We start from the raw sequence: 15,760 nt of genomic DNA on the forward strand, positions 1-15,760 counted from the left end.
CTATTTAGAAATTTTTAAACGAGAGATAATTGTACCCGACTTATCATCAGGACTTTGCATATAAAACAGATCGTATAATTTACCATTTGCCCAGGTATCGATCATGTTATCATAAAATTTACTTCCGGGATTGCCTGACTGGCCGCCAGGATAAACGCCATGTCCTTTTGGTGTTTTACCCAATTCAATCACCATCCTCCATGATGGACCGTTGCTTTCGCCCAGTGCATTAATGGTCGATTTTGCTCCGCCAATCTGTAAAATCTTTGATCCAAATCCGGGTATTTTGGCCAGGTGAGGTACGTTGCTCTGTTTTACATTTGCCCAGTCCCAATCTTTATTTATCGGACCAAAACGCCGCTCCAAACTATCGCAGCTATATTTAAAAGATTCATTTACCAGATCAGCAAGTGTTTCTTTTTTAGGGGTATTGATGTTGTCGTACCAGGTTGCGTTGGGTTCCTTCAAGATCATTTCTACTGTGCGGTCTCTTGATGGATAACGCATCGGGATACCTTTAACTTCAAATTCATCCGCCCAGATATCATAAGTTAAACGTTTGGTCCATATCTCGAATACACTGGCGGCAATTTCATGTGCATCGTAACGTTTGTTCCATTTGTTGAGGTAAGAAAGTGCTTCCTTTTGTGTAGCATTTAACTGCTCATTGTTTAATAAAGGCAACAATGCCGGTACCAGGTTTTGTGCTAAAATGCTGTAATTATCAGTCTGCATCAAACGGATACTATCCATTGTGGCTTTGTTCATGGCCGATAAGCGGTCGTTAATTCTCTTGCCACGTTCATAGGGTGAAAATTCCCAGTTGATATAATAGGGATAAGTTTTATCCGTTGAAGATTGATTGGCTGAACTGACAAAACCACGCGGCGGATTTTTTACCGTTGGGTTCTGTGCATTTGGAATCCAGCCCTGCCAATCGTAAGCCGGATCGGTACCATCAAGGATAAATTTACCCTGATCTTTCCATTTTAAAGGAAATTTACCGTTTGGCGTAATGGCGATATCATTATCCACGCTGGCAAAAACAAAATTCTGTGCCGGAGCGGTATAAAAAGTTAAAGCTTTGCGGTAATCGGTATAATTTTTTCCACGATTGAGGTAGTAGAAAGTCATCAGTTCATTCGATTCCTCATGCGCTATCCACCTTAAAGCATCGCCAACAGGTACATTATCGGCCCTGCCGTATTTTGGTTTCTGGAAATAAACCACTGGCCCGTGGTGGGTATAATAAACTGTATCTATTTCATCTTTTGCGCCGCGGATTTTGATGGTTTCCAATCTTTTCTTGGTGGCTTTCCACTGGTTGTTGTACCAATACTCATTGTGTGATGAATCCTTAAATTTAATCTGATAGAAATCCAGTACATCAGCAGCAACATTGGTTACACCCCAGGCAATTTTCTGGTTAAAACCAATAATAACGCCGGGTGCACCTGGCAAAGAAACACCATAGGTATTCACCCCTGGTGCATGCAATTGAATCTGGTACCAGATGGATGGAAGCGTTAAGTCCAAATGCGGATCGTTTGCCAAAATTGGGTAACCTGAAGCAGTTTTAGCACCTGATAGCGCCCAGTTATTACTACCGATGCCTTCTACTTTTTCTTTTGTTTTTACCTCGCCGGTTTGTGCCTGTGTAAAACTTTCTGGTGTTTTAGGGATTGGCAGCGGTGAGAAATTCCATTTGGTGCCTACAGGGATAATAGGATCTTCACGGAAAGGATAATCAGGGAAAAGATCTTTGGTAACCTCAGGACCGAATTTTTTCAGGATATTGGTCATGTAAAACTCGTCTGATCCCATGGCTAAAACGGCCGACATCTGTTTGAGCAACAAGGCACATTTTACAGGCGTCCAGTCTTCTGGTTTAAAATCGAGTATTTTATATTCCAGCGGGTAATTGGCATGCGAAAGTGTTTTGATGTAAGCATTAATCCCTTCGGTATAGGCTAAAATCATTTCTTTGGCCTTTGGATCGGCCATCATGCCCTTTAAAGAGTTTTCTGCACCATAAACCATACCCATTCTGCGTTGGTAACGGTCAACCTCAATGGCTTTGCTCCCCACTACTTCACTAATTCTGCCCGCTGCAAAACGGGTTTGAAAATCCATCTGCCAAAGGCGGTGCATGGCCGTTACATAACCCTGCGCCAGGTAAAGATCGTGATCGTTCTGTGCAAAAATATGTGGGATCATGCGGTCGTCAAAAACGATTTCAATTTTATCTATTGCCCCTTTAATTTTCGCTTTATGGTTAAACATAAAGTGATTGTTCTCTGCATTTTGCCAGAAGCCCATAAATGGGTTGAGGAATTTTAACAAAGGAGGCGTACTACCTAATTTGGTATTAAATAAAAAAGCTAATGCTATCGGAATGACGATGCAGAATAAGGCCTTAATTTTATTCATAATGGTTAGCTAACAAGTCTTTTACTAAGATAGCGCAAAATGACGGTTTATGTTTCATGCAAAATACAACAAACTGTATATCAATCAAAATTATAATTTGAATTGAGATTATTATGCTGACATAATTTGTTTAATTCAAAAAAAGGATTTAAGTTTATATAACTAATAATACAAACAACCGAATTAACTAATCACTCCATAACCAAATTAACAATCTTTTATGAGCAGAATTTTTACACAGATCTTCTACGTGTTATTATTGATGTGCACAATTAATATTGTGGCTCAGGCACAAAGCATTACGGTGAGTGGTACCGTAAAAGATAAGCAATCAAAAGAGGGCCTTGCAGGCGTAAGTTTAACCATTAAAGGCCAATCTGGCGGTACAGCTTCTACCAGCAATGGCAGTTTCAGCTTTACCACAACAGCAAAAGTCCCTTTTACTTTAGTAGCCTCTTATGTGGGTTATGGTGCTGTAGAACAGCAGATTACCGGAAATACTACAGGTATTAACTTCGAAATTGAAACAGCTGTTGTATTGGGTGGAGATGTGGTGGTTTCGGCTTCACGTACGCCAGAACGGATTTTAGAATCGCCGGTTTCTATCGAGCGCATGAGTGCAGCCTCGATCAGGGAAATAGCAGCTCCTTCATTCTATGACGCCTTAAATAATATGAAAGGTGTAGAAAGCAGTACGCAGAGTTTAACTTTTAAATCCATCAATACCCGTGGTTTCAATTCAAACGGTAATACCCGTTTTAACCAATATATTGATGGAATGGATAACCAGGCACCGGGCCTGAATTTCTCGGTAGGTAATATTGTGGGTATAACCGAATTGGATGTAGATAATGTAGAATTATTGCCAGGTGCTTCCTCAGCGCTTTATGGTGCTGGCGGTATAAATGGTACTTTATTAATGACATCTAAAGACCCTTTTAAATATCCGGGGAATAGTTTTCAGTTTAAAACCGGTATCAACCATGTTAACGATGATAACAGCAAGGTACAGCCGTTTAAACAACTGGATGTACGTGTGGCAAGATCGTGGAACAATAAGTTTGGGGTAAAAGCAGCATTCTCATTTTTACAGGCCAAAGATTGGTTTGGTAACAACTATTCAAACTTCGACAGGGTTGCGAGAGCAGCAAAATCCGGCGACAGAAGCAGCGATCCTAATTACGATGGTATCAACGTGTATGGTGATGAAGTAAGCCAGAATATGCGTAATGTGGCCATTAGTGTTCAGAATGGAACTATAGCCGGGATTAATGCTGCTACAGGTGGTTTAATTCCAAATATTAAATCATCATTAGATGGTGTCTTTGGAAATGCCATTCCAAATGCTGCACAGCAGGCAGGTTTTTTAGCTGGTTTACCAGCAGGGGTAAGGCCTGCGGTGCAAAGTTATCTGCCTTTTTATGTAGGTTTAAAAGCTGGTTTAATTCCTGATCAAAATATTTCCAGAACTGGTTATAACGAAGAAAATCTGGTTGATTATGATACCAAATCGTTAAAAGCATCCGGAGCATTATATTACAATATTAGCAATACGGTACAAATAGTAGGACAAGCCAACTGGGGTACAGGTACCTCAGTATATACTGGATCTGACCGTTATTCGCTTCGTAATTTTAATATCGGCCAATATAAATTGGAATTAAAAGGGGAAGACTTTTTCTTAAAAGCCTATACCACGCAGGAACGGTCAGGTGATTCTTATATTTCTTCGATTTTGGGCAGTTACATCAATGAGGTTTCTAAACCATCAACCACGTGGTTTCCGCAGTATATTGGCAATTATGTAGGTGCAAGGGCTGCAGGACAAACTGATGCGCAAGCACAGGCCTTTGCCAGAGGTATTGCAGATCAGGGCCGTTTTGTACCGGGCAGCGCACAGTATGAGGTGGCAAAAGATAAAATTTTAAACACCACCATCAGCGCAACCAATATTAATTCAGTTGATCCTTCTAAAAGTGTTTACGGTGCAAAATTCGACGACAAATCTAACCTTTACCATTACGAAGGCATGTACAACTTTACCAACCTTTTTAATAAAGTAGTCGAGTTTCAGGTAGGTGCATCATACCGTTTATACGATTTAAATTCAGCAGGAACCATTTTTAACGATTTAAACGAGTCAATCGATATTAAAGAATATGGCGCTTTTGCACAAATCGGTAAAAAACTTTTTAACGATAAAGTTAAGTTTACTTTTGCCGGCCGTTACGATAAAAGCCAGAATTTTGAAGGCAGGTTTACCCCAAGGATAACAGGTGTATTCACCGTGGCAAAAAACAATAACATCAGGGTTTCTTATCAAACGGGTTATCGTAATCCAACCACTCAAAACCAGTATATCGACCTTTCTGTAGGAGGCGGATCTCAGCGCCTGATTGGTGGTTTGCCAGAAGTTATGTTCAGTAAATACCATCTTGATAGCAATAAACCATTTACAGATGTGAGTTACCGTGCATTTTTAGCTTCGGCAGCAACCGGTACCCCTAACCAAGCACTTTTACAGCAATATACTTTTGATGCAAAAGGTGTCCGTCCTGAAAGTGTTCAGTCTTATGAAGTGGGTTATAAAGGTTTAATCTTACCTAATTTATTGATTGATGCCTATGGTTATTACAACATCTATAAAGATTTTATCACTGCAGTTGATGTGTATCAGAATGTAAACGGCAGTTTTGTGAAATTCGGCGTTCCCGTAAATGCAGCTGGCAAAGTAACCTCGTACGGTGCTGCTTTAGGTTTAGATTACCTGGTTGGTAAATATGCCATTAGTGGAAACGTTTCTTACAACCAGATCGGCGATTTACCTGAAAATTACATTAACGATTTCAATACACCGAAAATCCGTTATAACCTGGGTTTAGGTAATAAAGAGATTATTAAAAACTTTGGTTTCAACGTTTCTTACCGCTGGCAGGATCAGTTCTACTGGAATTCTTCTTTCGCCTCAGGTCAGGTGCCGGCATACAGCTCGCTTGATGCACAGGTTAGCTTAAGAATTCCTTCAGTACAATCGGTAATTAAACTCGGTGGCTCAAACGTATTGAATAAATATTATTTCACTTCTTATGGCAATCCATCAGCAGGAGCAATTTATTATATAGCTTATAGCTTTAATCCATAAGCTTCTGGTTATACTCAAAAAGCCCTTCTTACTTTAAAGTATGAAGGGCTTTTTTATGTACGATGAAAGAATATTTTTTAACAGTTTCAGTCCGTGGTATATTTTGATATTACAAATTTTCTTTCAGGAATTCTTTTAACCCAACTGGAGTAAGTCCGGTAGCCACAATTTTACCTTGCTGGTTAACCAACAAGCTCGTTGGAAAAATATGGATATTGTATTTGCTGGTTTCAATGCCATTTAAATCTAAATATTGCGGCCAGGTTAGTTTATACTTATCAATGGCAAGCTTCCAATCTTCTATGTACTTGGTTTTATCTGTTGAAATTCCAATTATTTCGAAGCCTTTATCAAGGTATGTATTTCTGATTCCTTTTAAGTCTTCAAACTGAGCGATACAGGGCATACAATGACTATACCACAGATCTATTAAGGTTAGTTTATTGGAATTGTATACATTATCTGCAATTTTTACTCCTCTTAAGTCCACGACATTAAATTTGGGGAGTATTTCGCCAACAGCAATCTGTTTCGAAGATAAAATCCGCTCCAACGTAGCCTGGCCAAGTCTTGAATCTTTAAGTGTTGTTGAAAAACGTTCGAACGTGTTGCCTAAAGTAGCATTATAACCAAAATTTAAAAGCGCATATAACTGATAAAGTGCATAATAAGAATTTGGATTTTCTTTAGCGAATGATAAAATTGCAGCATCATTAGCCTCATAAGTTGCTTTCAGTTCCTTCATTGATTTCAGGTCAATTTCTTCAGGGAATTTTCTGCCATAGATACTAAACAAACTATCGTAATGTAATCGGTATTGTTTGCGTAATGCATCTGCAGGAATAAGTGACTGATCATAACTTTTAGCATCCTTCATCACTAAATTATCATTGATTGGCCCTTTATAATTCAATGCGGTATCGATCGAAATATGCTGCTCTCCAGGGCTTATAGCTGTGCCTGCAGATTGATATTTATCGCCAATTTTGAAATACATCCACACTGGTCCATCTATTTGCCCGTTAAATTTGAACTTTCCTTTATTTATTTTGGCACTTACCGGTTTAAAACCAGTTGGATAAAGGGCTGTGTTTAATTCATTAGGGAGAAGTTGAACAGTTCCTGTATCAAGGTTTACCTCTCCTGAAATGGTAAAGTTTTTTAAGCTGTTTGTTTGCCCGAGGGTAAATAGTGGAAACGACGAGGCAAAGATTAAGGCGACGGCAATTTTTTTCATGTTAGCGCTATTGGTAAAGCTATTAATGAGCATTGTTAAAATTGCAATATAGGTTTTAATGAAAAGTTTTTTGCGGTAACAGATGTTATCTTATGTTAAAATTTGGCTTGATTTTTTTTAACGCTATGTTTTAGGTGATTCGGTTAATTTTATTTATCCATTGCTTCGGTTAAATCTTCCTTAATAAATTACCAGATTTTTCCTTTTAGACAGTTGGATCAAAATCATTACCTGCCTGATGAAAATTAGTGAAGTTTTTCCTGATTTGAAATTCATCGTGCGTCCATTCAAAACGTTTTTTATGCATCTCGATCATTGCTGTTGGGGTATAAATATCTAAAAGTTCGTGCAGATCCCAAAAGTCTTTTTTCTCCCGCCTCTTAGTACAATATCCATTTTCATTGCAATAATTTCTGGTATGGATGCCATCCCGGTTTTTTCTTGATATACGGGTTTTTCAAAAAATGGATCCATACTCTAAAAGAGGTCAAGTTTTATAACATTGTCTTTTTCTGTGCCAACAAGGTAGGATTTTCCTAAACCGGCAAATAGTCCGAAATCGCCTTGAACATAATTGAACTTTTTTCTTAACAGTTTTTCAATGCGTTCAAAATCAATTGATCCATACTTTGCATCAGTAAAAAGGTCTATGTCAACTGATAAACGATGACCAAGATAAAAATTCAGTGCAGTTCCACCGACCAGTCTAAACTCTGCTAATTCGGGAACCTGCATCAGCTCAAGTAAAGTAGAAACATCGTGCCTTCTTCCAAGCCAAGCCTCTGGTCAAATTTAATCCAAAGAGAGGCTGTTATCCCTCTTTTGCCTTTTGTAATGTCATTTAGAGTTTGTGGATATTCATTCAGTGAAAGTGCAAACGGACCTTTTTTTAATCCTTTCCTTTTAAGTTCCCGTTCCAAAATAATCCCTGGATGGATTCCTTTAAATTTACTGATCAATTTTTCCATAATCAAAAATGTTTATATTTAAGTTTTGGTTTCTCAAATGCCTTAACTGATTTTTAGTTTTTCAACCAAATCATGGAAATACTGTGTTGACCATATTTCAAGTTTTTTAGGGTCCTTAATAAAACGTGAGATATCTGCCTTAACAAAATCTAATTTTACATGATTAATCTTTTCGCTTAATAAAACCCTGAATTCTGCTTCACTGATTTTATCCTTTTTCCAGTCGCCACTATCTATCGCTCGCAGGAGGAAGTGATTGAGGTTAAGTTTATAACCTTTTTTAATATACCATTCCATGTCGTACCAATCGCGCCCTTTAACATTGGTGCCCCATTTGCGGAATAAAAGTGCGTGCATTTTTCCAGCGAAAAGATCAGGAAGTGAAAGACACTTTACATAAAACGAAAAGGGTTGTAACAATAGTTTTTCTTCTGTTGCAAAACCCAGTGGCGGTTCTATGTCTACCTCGATTTTGATTTTGATATTTGCCACTTCTTTAAGCCCGTTTTGAGGAATAATCTCTTTCAAAACGAGTTCTTTCCAGATGGTTTCCGATTTTAAAAATGCTGAATTGATATTATTCTTTATTGTTTTCTTCTTTTCAGTAATGGATACCTGCATACCCAGTGCCGCAAATTCGTTTACAACAGCATCCTGGTATTTTTCTAAGGAAAAATCAGGATTTTGAGCGAGCAGGGAAAAATCCAGGTCTTCTGAAAAACGGTCTAAACCATAAAATATCCTTAGTGCTGTTTCTCCGTAAAATGCTGCCTTTTCAAAAAAACCGGCCCGGTTTAGTCCGGCAAGGGCAATTTGCTGCATAATTTCCCTTAATGCATCTTTTGCCTCATCTCTGTTAGCTGGATGATAGCTATCTAGCCAGTCTTTTATCATATTGTTGCGATCATTTTAGTTAGCATTTCCAGGCTTGTACTTTTAGGGGCATGTTCAAGCCAGCTATTTATAGCTGATACATCAAATTTTGCAATTTCAATTTCTTCCATCCGAAGATTCCTGAATACATAATCTTTTGCTGAGGAAACGCTCCTTAAATTAATACCTGCTGTTGTGACAATTTTATCACATAAGGCTTTTTCCGGGGTTGCAACCATCGCTTTCTGATCTTTGGAAAAGTTTATCATGGCCAAGCCGAAAGCATAGTATGGCAAAGGAAGGTTTGTATAGGTGAATAACCCTATTTGAGTTTCGAATTTTCTGGACGCCTTTGTTGTCATTGAGGTAACTGCATAAACTTTTTCCGGGATGAGCCCGTAATGCGACAGTGCGCTCTCCATCGAAAGATAACTCGGCCCGAGTATATGGTTAGCCAATAATGCGTTTTCAGGCCTCTCCGGTCCGACAGATCTCCCCACAATATAAAGTCCTTTTTTTATGGGTTCGATCAATCCATCAGCCTTTAATGCCAGTATTTTATCATTTGGTCTTTTATAATCTTTTAACAAATCGACTAGCAGCTGATGGGTTATCGGTTGATGAGATTTACTTATAAGAGCTGTCTGAATATTCATAATGTAAAAAATAAGTAAGATAAACGAATTTAAATCGTTTATCTTGTGTTAAAATTACATTTAATAATTTATACTGCCAAATTTAAATAGGATAAACGGTTATTTTTAGTTTATCCTATGCTAAATTTACATCTTTCATGCCCTCGCCAATAATAAATTTTCATTCATCTCAGTCATATCTTACTTAAATAACCTAGCTTAGTGTAAAACTTACACTATTAAATGCATCTTTTGTAAAAAACCTACATCCCTTTTATAAAATATTTGTATTATAGTACTTTCTTAAGCACGTCCCGGTTTAAGAGCTATGAATTTAAAAAATTGAATAAATAAGGATGGAAGCGCAAAACGAAAAACCGAATGACACAAATGACCTGATCGAAAAAGAGCAGGAAATACAGCATTTAAACAATCCGGTTGATATATCGGTAAAACCAATCGTTAAACAATACCTCGGAGAAGTTAAAAAAGTAAAGAAAGAAGGTAACCGTTTTTATTTTTCAGATGGCGATGCGAGGGTAGAAGTACGGGTAGTAAGTGATGATATCATCCGGGTACGCCTTGCACCACATGGTGTTTTTTTGGAGGATTTCTCTTATGCCGTACCAGAGGTAGATCAAAAAGTTTCTGTTTTTAAAATGCAGGAGCATGATGACCATTATACCGTTTCTACACATGCCGTAACCTGTAAAATAGAGAAAGCAAATTTTCATATTTCTTTCCACGATAATATTACCAATGTAATGATGGTGGATGAAGCCAACTCCATGCACTGGGAAGAAAATGTAGATTTTGGTGGATATTATATTTATGCAACCAAAAAATGCCATCCTGAAGAGAACTTTTTTGGGTTAGGCGATAAATCTGGTAATTTTAACCTGCGTGGCCGCCGTTTCGAAAACTGGAATACCGATGCGTATTCTTTCGGCTGGAACCAGGATCCACTTTACCGTACCATACCTTTTTATATTGGTTTGCACAACCAGGCGGCTTATGGTATATTTTTCGATAATACCTTTAAGTCGTATTTCGATTTTGGGGGCGAAGATGTAAACAAAACCAGTTTCTGGGCTGATGGCGGCGAATTGCAATATTATTATATCCACGGGCCACACATTATGGATGTGGTAAAACGTTACGCAACCTTAACCGGAACGCATCCGATGCCACCAAAATGGACATTGGGCTATCAACAATGCCGTTGGAGTTATTATCCTGAAACAAAGGTTAAAGAAATAGCCAAACAATTCAGGGACCGTAAAATTCCTTGTGATGCCATTTATCTCGACATCGATTATATGGATGGGTACCGCTGTTTTACCTGGAATAAAAAATATTTTCCTGATCCACGGCGGATGATTAAAGAACTTTCTGATGATGGTTTTAAAACCGTTGTAATGATCGACCCGGGAATTAAAGTAGATGATGATTACTGGGTTTTTAAAGAAGGTAAAGAAAAAAGATTTTTCTGTCGACGCAGCGACGATTATTATATGGAAGGGCACGTTTGGCCGGGCCGTTGTCAGTTTCCCGATTTTACCAACCCAAAAGTACGTACCTGGTGGGGTAACCTTTACAAAGAACTGGTAGATATGGGCGTGGCTGGTTTCTGGAACGATATGAATGAACCTGCTGTATTTGGTTCAGGCACTTTCCCTAACGATGTACGCCATAATTACGATGGTTACCGCGGTTCGCACCGTAAAGCACATAATGTTTATGGTATGCAGATGGTACGTTCTACTTACGAAGGACTTAAAAAACTAATGCGTAATAAACGTCCCTTTACCATTACAAGGGCAGGTTATGCAGGTATGCAGCGTTATGCCAGCGTTTGGACAGGTGATAACATCGCTACCTGGGAACATTTAAAAATAGGCAATATCCAGTGTCAGCGTTTATCTGTTTCTGGTGTGCCTTTCTGTGGAACCGATATTGGCGGCTTTAGCGGCGAACCAGATGGTGAATTATTTACCCGCTGGATCCAGTTAGGTACGTTTTCTCCGTTTATGCGGGCACACTCTGCCGGCGATACTGCTGAGCGCGAACCCTGGAGTTTTGGCGAATTTTTTGAAAATATCAACCGCAAGTTTATTGAATTAAGGTATCGTTTAATGCCTTACCTATATTCTGTTTTCTGGGAACATCACCGTTATGGCTTTCCAATTTTAAGGCCATTGGTTATGCTCGAGCAGGAAAATATCAGTAACAGTTTTCGCCAGGATGAATTTTGTTATGGCGATAAGTTATTGATCTGCCCGGTTTTAGAACAAGGCGCAATATCGAGAAGGGTTTACCTGCCAAAAGGCACCTGGTACAATTTCTGGACGAACGAAATCCTGGATGGTGGCAACGAATATACCGTTGATGCGAAGATAGACAGTATGCCGATGTTTGTGCGTGCGGGTTCTGTTTTGCCAGAGTATCCGGTAATGCAATATGTAGATGAAAAATCGATTACCGAGGTAACCCTGAATATCTACCACAGTGATTACGAAGTGAACTCGTACATGTACGAAGATCATGGCGATACTTTTGCCTACGAACAGGATATTTACCTGGAAAAGAAATTTACCGTAAAAGGCGATCATCAGGCCATTAAAGTAAATCAACGTAGCGAAGGCTTATATACACCAAATTACGAATTTTATCTTTGCAATATTATTGGCGTAAAATTCCAGGTTAAAAAGATCATTGTTGATAATAAAGAAGTTGAAGACTTTTACACCGACGATCAGAACATCCTGCATTTCAAGTGCAATAAAAATTTCCTGGAAATTCAGATTTTAAGTCTGTAACATTTAGCCCCAAATGCTGTTTAGTGTTTGGGGCTTCATTTATCTAGCCAAAATATCTATGTCAGCAAAAAAAGTTCCTGCAAAAAAAGCAGCGTTACCTAAAATCGATAAAAAGAAATCCGTTTGGGTACACAGTTTATTTACCGATTACGACATTGATCTTTTCCTTGTTGGAAAACATTTTAGGCTGTATGAAAAAATGGGTTCTCATCTCATTAGTGTTGAGGAAACCGCTGGAACTTATTTCTCGGTTTGGGCACCAAATGCCACTAAGGTAAGCGTTGTTGGTAATTTTAACGATTGGGATAACGAATCACATCCGCTGTACAAACGTTGGGATAAATCAGGTATCTGGGAAGGTTTTATTCCCGGCATTGCCAAAGGCGAAGTATATAAATATTTTGTTAAGGGCTTTGATGAATCTGAACACCTTAAAGGAGATCCTTATGCCCGCCGATGGGAGCATCCGCCACAAACGGCCTGTATTGTTTGGGATACCGATTACACCTGGAAAGACAAAACCTGGCTCAATAAAAGAGCCAAATTAAATGCTTTAGATCAACCAATATCCGTTTACGAAATACATTTAGGTTCATGGGAGCGCGATCCTGATAATCCGGAAAGGGTATTGAACTGCAGGGAAGTAGCCCACAGGCTCGTACCTTATGTTAAAGAAATGGGTTTTACCCACGTAGAACTGATGCCGGTAATGGAATTTCCATACTTCCCAAGCTGGGGATATCAGATTACCGGATACTTTGGCGCAAGTTCGCGTTATGGCTCACCACAGGATTTAATGTACCTGATCGATGAATTGCATAAAGCCAATATTGCTGTAATATTGGATTGGGTTCCTTCCCATTTTCCGGGCGACAGGCACGGTTTGTATGAGTTTGATGGAACGCATTTGTACGAGCATGCTGATATGAAGAAAGGTTTTCACCCCGATTGGAAATCATATATCTTCAATTACGACCGTAACGAAGTACGCTCTTTCCTGATCAGTAATGCCATATTTTGGCTTGATCAGTACCATGCAGACGGATTAAGGGTTGATGCTGTAGCCTCGATGTTATACTTTAACTTTTCGAGAGAAGATGGTGATGCCGCAACCAACGAATATGGAGGCAGTGAAAATTTTGGCGCAATTCAGTTTTTGCAAGACCTGAATGTAGCAGTATATGGTGAATTTGATGGTGTACAAACCATTGCCGAAGAAAGCAGTACCTATCCGGGCGTAACCCACCCGGTGCATAATGGTGGCCTGGGTTTTGGCATGAAATGGATGATGGGCTGGATGAACGACACCTTGAAGTATTTCAAAATAGATACCCTTGGCCGGAAACACCACCACCACCAGTTAAGCTTTAGCATGACTTATGCCTTTACCGAAAACTTTATGCTGCCTTTTTCGCATGATGAAGTGGTGCATGGTAAATCGCCTATGTTATATAAAATGCCTGGAGATGACTGGCAGAAATTTGCCAACTTAAGAGCGCTTTATGGTTATATGTTTACCCATCCGGGAGCAAAACTTTTGTTTATGGGGAACGAATTTGGCCAAACCAACGAATGGAACTTTACCCAGTCGTTAGATTGGCATTTACTCCAATATCCACCACACAAAGGCATGCAGGAAACGGTTAAAGCCTTAAACTTCCTGTACCGCAAAGAACCTGCATTGTATCATTTTAATTTTAGTTACGAAGGTTTTCAATGGCTTGATGCTGATAATGCAAACGAATCGGTGTTTACCTATATGCGCAAAGGCCCGAAAGCAAAAGATACTTTGATCATTGCCGTTAACCTTACCCCTGTTGTTCGCGAAAATTATAAAATTGGTGTTCCTTTTAAAACCAAGTGGACAGAAATTTTTAATACCGACGATATTGTATATTACGGTGGCGGAATTAATAACCGTGGCGATATAGTACCTCATTTGGAGGGCTATAACGGGCAGGAATATGCCATCGTTGTTGACCTGCCACCCTTAGCAGTGGTTATTTTCAAGAGTAAATAAAACACTTTTTTTATTTCTATATCACGCCAAAACCATCAATAAAAACATAGTTTTGGCGTAGTATAGCTTTTTATATCACGCCAAAACCATCATTAAAAATATAGTTTTGGCGTGATATAGCTTTTTATATTGCGCCAAAACTCATAAATTTGTTATCTTTGTGATTATAAATTGATGGCTTATGGAGCAGGTTGTAGGCAGGGCCGACGAGAAATTGCTGTTAAATAAGATTGAAAAGTCTGGTGACGCTGAACTGATTGCCATGTATGGGCGCAGGCGGGTCGGAAAAACTTATTTAATCAGAAATGGCTTTAGTAAAGATATTGCATTCGAATTCTCAGGAATCCATAATGCAACCTTAAGCCAGCAACTGGAAAACTTTAGCCTGGTGCTGACCAAAGTAACAGGTGGCCTTCCACTTGCCAGGCCCGAAAGCTGGATCGCCGCTTTCCAAATGCTCACTCAATACCTTACGCCTTTAGTCAAAAAAGAAAGGACCATCATATTTATCGACGAATTTCCGTGGATCAATACGGCACGATCAGGGTTTTTGCCTGCCTTCGAAAACTTCTGGAACAGCTGGGCTTCCAGGGAAAAGAAACTTATTGTAGTGATCTGCGGTTCGGCCGCCTCCTGGATGATCAATAAAGTGATCAATAATCGTGGGGGTTTACATAACCGTGTTACCAGAAGAATCAGGCTTTTGCCATTTACTATTGGCGAAACAGCAGCATACCTTAAATACAGGAAAATAAAACTCGATAAATACCAGCTTTTGCAGGTTTACATGGCTATGGGTGGCATACCGCAATACCTTAAGGAGATAGAACCTGGAGAAAGTGTTGCGCAGATTATAGACAGGTTATTTTTTACCAAGGATGGCTTACTGCTCGAAGAATTTAAGAATCTATATTATTCCTTATTCGATAAGGCCGAAAACCACATCGATATTGTGCAGGCTCTGGCTAAAAAAAGCAAAGGTTTAACACGCACCGAAATTATCAATGCCTGTAAGCTGAGCAGTGGTGGTTATGCCACACAATTGCTGGCTGAACTAGCCGAATCTGGTTTTATCACTCCATATATTCCTTTCGATAAAACGACCAAAGATGCCCTATACAAACTCACCGATGAGTATTCGATTTTTTACCTCAAATTTATTAATGGCAATAAAGCCATGGGCACAGGTACCTGGTTAAAATTCTATTCGGGCACCTCGTGGAAAAGCTGGAGTGGATATGCTTTCGAAAGTATTTGCATGAAACATATTGCGCAGATTAAAAAGGCAATAGGAATAGAAAATGTTTATGCCGAAATATCAGTATGGCGATATCTGCCTAAAAACAAAGAGGAGCAAGGAGCGCAGATTGATCTTTTGATTGATCGTAACGATTCCTGCATCAATATCTGCGAAATGAAGTTTTCAGTTGCACCTTTTGAAATCAGCAAGTCTTACGAAAAAGAGTTAAATAACAAACTAAAGGTGTTTCAATCGCAAACCAGAACAAGAAAAGTATTGTTTTTAAGCATGATTACAACTTATGGGGTGAAAAACGGAGAGAACTATCCGGGGTTGGTGCAAAAAGAGATTACGATGGATATATTGTTTAATCATTAGTGGCCAATGATTCTCAAC

Annotated in this window: 10 protein-coding genes; 4 read left to right on the forward strand and 6 right to left on the reverse strand. The window is 39.0% G+C overall.

The window, feature by feature from the left end:
- Nucleotides 1–2,430 carry a penicillin acylase family protein gene (locus R2R28_RS06270; RefSeq protein WP_316824855.1) on the reverse strand — a complete coding sequence of 810 codons (2,430 nt, stop codon included), beginning with the start codon at nucleotides 2,428–2,430 and terminating at the stop codon, nucleotides 1–3.
- Nucleotides 2,431–2,650: 220 nt separating this feature from the next.
- On the opposite strand from R2R28_RS06270, the gene R2R28_RS06275 reads away from it, so the two are divergent.
- A complete protein-coding gene (locus tag R2R28_RS06275) occupies nucleotides 2,651–5,572 on the forward strand; it encodes a TonB-dependent receptor (protein WP_316824856.1) in 2,922 nt (973 codons plus the stop codon).
- A 109-nt stretch (nucleotides 5,573–5,681) separates the two neighbouring features.
- Here the strand turns inward: R2R28_RS06275 and R2R28_RS06280 are convergent, their stop codons facing one another.
- From R2R28_RS06280 to R2R28_RS06300, 5 genes are all read right to left on the reverse strand, one after another.
- Entirely contained in the window at nucleotides 5,682–6,809 is a 1,128-nt protein-coding gene (locus R2R28_RS06280) for a TlpA disulfide reductase family protein (RefSeq protein ID WP_316824857.1), read from the reverse strand.
- A gap of 477 nt (nucleotides 6,810–7,286) precedes the next feature.
- On the reverse strand, nucleotides 7,287–7,544 hold the full coding sequence (locus R2R28_RS06285) for a nucleotidyl transferase AbiEii/AbiGii toxin family protein (protein WP_316824858.1): 258 nt from the start codon (nucleotides 7,542–7,544) through the stop codon (nucleotides 7,287–7,289).
- Complete coding sequence (locus R2R28_RS06290; protein WP_316824859.1) at nucleotides 7,544–7,777, reverse strand: hypothetical protein; 234 nt, start codon at nucleotides 7,775–7,777, stop codon at nucleotides 7,544–7,546. The genes R2R28_RS06285 and R2R28_RS06290 overlap by 1 nt, the downstream gene beginning before the upstream one ends.
- A gap of 42 nt (nucleotides 7,778–7,819) precedes the next feature.
- Nucleotides 7,820–8,671, reverse strand: a complete 852-nt coding sequence (locus R2R28_RS06295) for a nucleotidyl transferase AbiEii/AbiGii toxin family protein (RefSeq protein ID WP_316824860.1) — start codon at nucleotides 8,669–8,671, stop codon at nucleotides 7,820–7,822.
- On the reverse strand, nucleotides 8,668–9,306 hold the full coding sequence (locus R2R28_RS06300) for a hypothetical protein (protein WP_316824861.1): 639 nt from the start codon (nucleotides 9,304–9,306) through the stop codon (nucleotides 8,668–8,670). Before R2R28_RS06300 ends, R2R28_RS06295 begins: the two co-directional genes overlap by 4 nt.
- 335 nt (nucleotides 9,307–9,641) lie before the next feature.
- On the opposite strand from R2R28_RS06300, the gene R2R28_RS06305 reads away from it, so the two are divergent.
- From R2R28_RS06305 to R2R28_RS06315, 3 genes are all read left to right on the forward strand, one after another.
- Nucleotides 9,642–12,104, forward strand: coding sequence for a glycoside hydrolase family 31 protein (locus tag R2R28_RS06305; protein WP_316824862.1), 2,463 nt, complete (start codon nucleotides 9,642–9,644; stop codon nucleotides 12,102–12,104).
- 58 nt (nucleotides 12,105–12,162) lie between these two features.
- Nucleotides 12,163–14,124: a 1,4-alpha-glucan branching protein GlgB gene (gene glgB / locus R2R28_RS06310; protein ID WP_316824863.1), complete on the forward strand. Its 1,962-nt coding sequence runs from the start codon at nucleotides 12,163–12,165 to the stop codon at nucleotides 14,122–14,124.
- A gap of 181 nt (nucleotides 14,125–14,305) precedes the next feature.
- On the forward strand, nucleotides 14,306–15,742 hold the full coding sequence (locus R2R28_RS06315; protein ID WP_316824864.1) for an AAA family ATPase: 1,437 nt from the start codon (nucleotides 14,306–14,308) through the stop codon (nucleotides 15,740–15,742).
- Nucleotides 15,743–15,760 lie beyond the last annotated feature (18 nt).

The organism is Pedobacter miscanthi (genome assembly GCF_032678605.1).
In the GTDB taxonomy this organism is placed as follows: Bacteria; Bacteroidota; Bacteroidia; order Sphingobacteriales; family Sphingobacteriaceae; genus Pedobacter; species Pedobacter miscanthi_A.